A 5,984-nucleotide genomic window follows, 5' to 3' on the forward strand; every position below is an offset into this window, starting at 1 on the left:
TCGTTGGTCACCGCGGTGCGCTGGACGTGGTAGCCGGGGAACCAGGCACGCATACCCTCATCGTTAGCGCCCAGCTCGCCCCTGGCCAGCGGCGCGGGCGCCAGGCCCTTGTTCGGCGCGGCGACCAGCACCTCATTGGAATGCTCCTGCACACCCTTCTCCCGGCCCGCGATGATCTGGTCGTTGCCGGAGGCATCCTTCACAAACCCGATCCGCGTCACCAGCTGCAGCGCCGGCTTGGCCGGCTCATCCGCCCACGCCCGGTCCTGCGCGAGGTGCTCCTCGCGGCCGTTGGCACCGGCATTCATCCCCACCACGGTGGTGTGCCCGGTGTTCCACCCCACCGCCAGCGCCCGCCGCCCCTGCCACTGGCCGAACGCCAGCGCCGTCGGGGCGATATAATCGTCCCGCGAATCATCGTTTTTGCCGGTATACGCCTTCCAGTGCACCGTCCCCAGGGACGCGTCCAGCATATAGAGCGACTCGCTCTCGCCCAGCAGGCCCACCGCCAGGCCCGTAGTCCCGTCACCCCGGTCCCCAGAGGCCAGCGACGAAACCACATGGTTCCCTCCCCACGGCGGCTGTGAGCGCGGTCCCGGCGCCTGGCCGACCCTCTCAAGGCCGGTCCCGGCGGAGATGAGACTGATCACCTTCGACGACGTGTTAACCCCCGCTTCACTCGACGTCAGCGCTGCCGAGACCACCTCCTGCCCGTCGGCGGTGCCGGCACTCAGAGCCGAGATGGCATAGACGTAGGGATTCCGGGTCGGAGTGGCATCGGACGCATCCGTGGCCAGTATCTGCCGGCCTTCCGCCTTCACCGACCCGTCCGGGTTCAGCGAATACCTGGATACGACACTGCTGAGGCCTTCCCTGCCCGCGACGTAAAGGTAACGCCCATGGGCTGCGAGCTTCATCTGCTGCAGACCGTAGGCACCGGACAGCTTGCTCCACCCGCCAAACGCATCAAGAGCCCACGCTGAGCCGGAAACCGCTGACTTCGCCAGAAGCGCACCACCCCGCGCAGGGTCATAGACGTGGAGGTAACCGCCGGTGAGAGTGACGCGCTGCTCATACCCCTTACCGAGGAAGTCGCCGGCCACCTCCTCCCGCCGCAGCTCGGGAACCGCCAGCCCGTCCGGCACACCGGCACCAGCGGCCGATACGGAGCCGACCGCCCCGTTCTTCTCCCCCTCCTGCGCATAGGCCGGCACCGCTGCACCGGTGCCGAGCAACGTTGTGCCCAGCAGCGTCGCGAGGGCGAGGTTCATCCTGTTTTTGCGCCGCATTTCCATACCCCTGCTCCGCTGTCGGTGGCCGTGGAGGCTTCCAGACCAGTCAAGCCGCCGCACACCGGCCAGCGCAGTCCCACTATCGTGCCCAGCACTGTCCCCACAACGCTGGCCACAGGGGGAAGACCCGCCAGGCCGATCGGCCGGCTCTGGACAACGGCTGCCCCACCAGCAAGCCCCCGCACGACCGCGCGCGCAGCGCACTCTACCGCCCGCCCCGGCTTCCCGGGCGCCCGCAGAACCGCCTCGCTAGGCCTCACCAGCCCCGGCTCGGCAAGGGAACTGGCGCAACGATTGCCCCGTCACGGCCGGCAGGCTGGACCCCGCGCATTAGGCCAGACACCGCCCACGACGCGGCCGCGGTCACGGCCGGCCAGCTTCGTGACTCGTCGAGCGGCTGGTCGGCGCCGGGCAGTGGAAGACCGGAGATCCCGGGATCCTGGTCGTCATGGACTCCGGCTATGACGCCGCCTGCCTGTCGCATGCACTGACGGACCTGCCCGTCGTGCTGCTCGGCCGTCTGCGCCCGGACCGGGTGATGCTCCGCGACCCGCCCGGCCCACTCCGGGCCAGGGGTGGCCGCCCGCGCCGGCATGGTGGTGTTCTGGCCCGACCTGACACAACCCCGAGGCGACCACGTCCACGGACACCACCCGCTACGGCCCCGCCGGGGCGAGGGCCTGGGACCGGATGCACCCACGGCTCACCCACCGCGGTCCCTGGCTGAAGCAGTCGAAAGATCACCCCTGTCCGCAGGCTGCATCTGCCACAGGCGCCTTCGCCGCGCCCAATCCAGGCCCCCGGCTGGTCACAGGAGCTCTGCTGCGATGGAAGACACCGATCCCTGCAGCCCCAGACTCGGCGCCCCCCTTCATCCCTCCGAAGGGAGGGTTCCGGGCGGCAGAGAGGGCCCCTATCGTGTCTCGGGCAGAGGGCAAGTCTCCCGAGTGCGCAGTGCGTTTCCATCAGGATGCTGAAAAGGGGGAGGGTTCTGGTGATCCGTCAAACGATCCAAACAGTAGGTGTGTGCCTGGCCTTATTGTTGGTTGTCTTGTCCGCACCGGCCGGAATGGCGGTCGATGCCTCTGCCGATCCGCAGGCCGCACCGGCAGGTACGTCGCTCCTCGACCGCTGGGGTGACCGGCGGCTCGACGAGGTCAGCATGCTGACCACTCACAACTCGTTCACGAATTACCAGGAAGCACGCTGGTCGTCCGCCAATCAGGCAGAGTCGGTACGTGAACAACTGGAGGCGGGAGTTCGTGGACTCAGCCTCGACCTGCACTGGTACGAGTACAGCAGTTGGCTCTGCATCATCAGCTTTGGTAGCGACTGCTATCCCAGCGGCACGTATCTGTGCCACGGCGGCTGCAAGACATTCGCTGGTGCGACCTACGCGCTGCCACGCCAGTCCTTCCACCAGACAATGCAAGCTATTGTGGACTTCCTCCGTACTCATCCGCAAGAGGTTGTGACTGTCTTTTTGGAAGACTATGTCAGCGCCGACAGGCTCGAGCGGTCGCTGAACAAAGTGAACGGCTTGCAGGAGCTGGTGTTCCGGCCCGATGAGTGGCATGTGAGGGAACACGGTTGGCCACTCATCAAGGACATGGTGACGGCCGACAAGAGGTTGCTGCTATTTTCCAGTAAAGGCGACCGCGAACACTTGGGTGTCATGTTCGACCAGGCATGGACGGTAATGAACCACTGGAGTATCGGAGACACCGGTAGCAATTTGGCTTGCGTGAGCAGGTGGCCGAACCTGCCACTGAACCAGCAGGAGCCCGCCTTCCGCCGACTCTTTATGATGAGTCATCACCGAAACGTCCCGACCGCCTTCACCGCCCGGGCGGATAATGGCGTCAAGTTGCGTAACCGCATCGCGCAGCACTGCCGTCCGGCGGCAGGCGGACGCGACCCTAACTACATCTCTGTCGACTTTCACAGCAAGTCCGACGGGAGCGGCCACACACCACGGTCGATCGTGGCGGAACTCAACGCCCGGCTCCGGCGATAGACTGAGTCGGTTGGGGCTGACACGGGCTTGCGGAAGATCCGCCAGGCTGTGAGCCGCGCGAAGGCCCGTTCCACAGGTGAGCGGAGCCGGGCGTGTGCCCGGTTGACGGACTTTTCCTTCACGGTGAGTCCGCGGCGTGGGTCGCTTGACCGGGGTCGCGACTGTTCCGCCGGCGCCCTGGCAGGCCTTGTCCGTGAGGGCAGGGATCTTCAGTCGTTCACAGATTGTGACCACGATGTCATGGGTCCGGGCGGCGGTGATGGAGTCAGCTGCCCGGGGCGGGGCCCCCGGCGTCTCCCCGGACCGGACCGTCCGGCGTGCCGTCGATGAAGGTATGCAGGCCGGGGTCGGACAGCACCCCGGCCACCTCCTCGGCGTGCTCGACTGGCAGGAGAAGTAGGTCCAGCTGACCGGTGCGGATGGCTTCGGGCTTGAGGATGATCACGCTGCCTCCGGGGTGGGACGTTCGACGAGTATCCCGCGCTCGAAGCGGCCACCGGCTCGGACCAGGCCAACGAGGCGGGGCGCGTTCACGGCACGCCACCGGTGCTGTGCGGACTCGACCCGTTTGAACACCATGGCCAGAGCGCCCGCCCTGCTGCCGGCTCCCCTGGTGATCTCCGTCCGCAGCCGGACGGTGGCGAAGGTCGACTCGATGGGGGTTGGCGGTTCACAGGTGGATCCAGCGTTCGGCCGGAAAGTCGTAGAGTCCAGCAACTCGTTCCGGTCGTCGATGATCCCCCCACTGAACCCATCCTCACAGTCGAAACAGCTTCCACTGCGGCCGGCGGGTCTTCCCGAACACGCCGGACATGTCAAGCGTCAGGAGAATGGGCTTCATGATTCAGCGGTGTCCACTACATGGGTGACAGGGGCAGTCCTGCGATCAGGCGTTATTTTCGTGAGCGATACCGGCTGATCGGTGGTTGCTTTCCGCCCGGAATGTAGGAGACTGGAAGGGGAAATGAAAAATCCTGCACAAAAACGGAAGAGGGGTGACGGGGCGTGGCTGTCTGTCGTGCGGCACACCCCCTTCACGTGGCTAGGGCAACTCGCCTTTGAGCCGACAGTCGCGGAGATCTTCCACCTGTCCACAAACGCCTGTATCTAATTCGAGGCATAGGGAGCAGTATGGTGATAAATCTTAAACGAATACGAATCGTGTCGACTGCAGGCGTGGTGGCCATCCTGCTAGGTGCCCTCACGTCCACGGCGCACGCTGTATCAGCCCCCGTCTTCTCATCGCAGGCAGTTACTAACGACTTTGGATCGACCGATTGTCCTTGGGAATGCAAGGGGTTTACCATTGAAAATCTGACCAATGAGGAGATGACGCTCACGAATGTGCGCGAGGTAGCCGGAGGGGACTACGTCTACGACGTTCGCTCGGCTCTGACAATTCCTGCGCATGGCAAGGGGTATTTTAAGGCTTTCAGGGAAAACCTTGGACCCTCCTCAGAGGCCATTGCCCTCGACTATAGTGACGGAAAGGGTGGCAGGTATAGCTTCGTGCCAGAATCCAGCATTTATCGCCATTCTTACGCGTACCGCTCAGACACAGCAAATATGGTGGGCTATAGCGATGACAAGCGCACATTCTATGTCTACGCGCCGGTAGGTTAGAGGGTGTCTGACGTGGGGTGACGTCTGTGCGGCATGATGCTGGTCGGGGTGTTGTTCCTGAAGGTTTGTTGGAGCTGGCCGCCCCATTGCCGCCGTCGTTCAAGTCCCGTCCGCGGGGCGGCGGACGTCGGGTATTCAGCCGGGCGAGCGGGTCTGACTTGGAGTTAGCGAAAGGTGCCCCGTGTGTGATCGGTTTGTTGGGTCTGCCCTCGCTGCGAGGGTGGATTTGGCAGTCCGGTACGCATGACGCGTGCGCAACTGACGGACGATGAGTGGGGATTGGTCGAGCCGTACGTGCCGATCGGCGAGTACGGCCCGTGCCCCGAGCGGCTGCGGCAGCAGTTCGGGAGCGTGATTTGGAAGTTCCGCTCGGGAGCGCAGTGGCGGGAGATACCGGACCGGTCCGGCGCCTGGCCGACCGTGCACAACGGGCCTTGACCCCGAATCCTGGACACGGTTTATGCGGCTTGGGCCAGCGTAGTTGATGTTGTTCGGAGTGCTGTTTCGTAGGCGGGGGGCTGCGGTGTCCGAGGCGGGAGTGACGGCGTCGGGTGTGGGGTAGCGGTGGAGCCATCGGAAGGCGTCGAGGCGGGCCTCGCGCTCGCTGGACCAGGTTTTTCTGCCCTGGAGCGTCTCGCGTGTGAACGTCGCGTTGAAGGACCGGGCGAGTGCGTTGTCCGCGCTGGACCCGATCGCTCCCATGCTTTGGATCACCCCTGCTGGCCTGCAGGCTCCGGTGAATGCCCGGCTCTTGTACTGGGCGAGTTCAACCGGTCGTTGCAACACCGGGCTGTTGTAGTGAGCGTAGCTGCTCGGCGAAGACCTCGGCGGGGGTCTTCCAACCGAGGATCTTGCGGGGCCGGTTATTGATCGCGAGGGCGACGGCTTCGAGGTCCTCGGCCGACCACCGGGACAGATCAGTGCCCTTCGGTGCCTCTGTGTTTGTCAAGCCGCATGGGGTGGTGGCGTAGGCTCGCTTCTGGCGGGTCCAGGAAGTGACTTGTCCGAAGAGTTGGCCGTCGGGGCTGGGCCGGCCGCGCTGGATTCTGTAG

At 64.9% G+C, this 5,984-nt stretch carries 7 protein-coding genes and 2 pseudogenes; 4 read left to right on the top strand and 5 right to left on the bottom strand.

Annotated features, from left to right (window positions below; all coding sequences use genetic code 11):
• A partial coding sequence (locus tag AC07DW_RS33130; RefSeq protein ID WP_478861335.1) for a hypothetical protein occupies window positions 1-1,295 on the bottom strand: 1,295 nt, incomplete at its 3' end.
• 445 nt (window positions 1,296-1,740) lie between these two features.
• Between AC07DW_RS33130 and AC07DW_RS33135 the strand changes: the two genes are divergently transcribed.
• A complete protein-coding gene (locus AC07DW_RS33135; protein ID WP_478861336.1) occupies window positions 1,741-2,019 on the top strand; it encodes a transposase in 279 nt (92 codons plus the stop codon).
• Between the two features lie 267 nt (window positions 2,020-2,286).
• Entirely contained in the window at window positions 2,287-3,309 is a 1,023-nt protein-coding gene (locus AC07DW_RS33140; protein WP_478861337.1) for a PI-PLC domain-containing protein, read from the top strand.
• Here AC07DW_RS33140 and AC07DW_RS33145 read toward each other — a convergent pair.
• The 3 genes and pseudogenes from AC07DW_RS33145 to AC07DW_RS33155 form a co-directional block, all read right to left on the bottom strand.
• Window positions 3,234-3,512, bottom strand: coding sequence for a transposase family protein (locus AC07DW_RS33145; protein WP_478861341.1), 279 nt, complete (start codon window positions 3,510-3,512; stop codon window positions 3,234-3,236). The genes AC07DW_RS33140 and AC07DW_RS33145 overlap by 76 nt on opposite strands.
• Window positions 3,513-3,574: 62 nt before the next feature.
• On the bottom strand, window positions 3,575-3,754 hold the full coding sequence (locus tag AC07DW_RS33150; RefSeq protein WP_478861338.1) for a hypothetical protein: 180 nt from the start codon (window positions 3,752-3,754) through the stop codon (window positions 3,575-3,577).
• Window positions 3,751-4,047: pseudogene (locus tag AC07DW_RS33155) on the bottom strand (IS256 family transposase); the annotation flags it as partial. The pseudogene AC07DW_RS33155 and the gene AC07DW_RS33150, both read right to left, overlap by 4 nt.
• Window positions 4,048-4,485: 438 nt before the next feature.
• Here AC07DW_RS33155 and AC07DW_RS33160 point away from each other — a divergent pair.
• Both AC07DW_RS33160 and AC07DW_RS33165 read left to right on the top strand, forming a co-directional pair.
• Window positions 4,486-4,932 carry a hypothetical protein gene (locus AC07DW_RS33160; RefSeq protein WP_478861339.1) on the top strand — a complete coding sequence of 149 codons (447 nt, stop codon included), beginning with the start codon at window positions 4,486-4,488 and terminating at the stop codon, window positions 4,930-4,932.
• 243 nt (window positions 4,933-5,175) lie between these two features.
• Entirely contained in the window at window positions 5,176-5,370 is a 195-nt protein-coding gene (locus AC07DW_RS33165; protein ID WP_478861340.1) for a transposase, read from the top strand.
• 328 nt (window positions 5,371-5,698) lie between these two features.
• Here AC07DW_RS33165 and AC07DW_RS33170 read toward each other — a convergent pair.
• Window positions 5,699-5,984 (bottom strand): annotated as a pseudogene (locus AC07DW_RS33170) (hypothetical protein); the annotation flags it as partial.

The organism is Streptomyces sp. NPDC045701, from assembly GCF_056432045.1.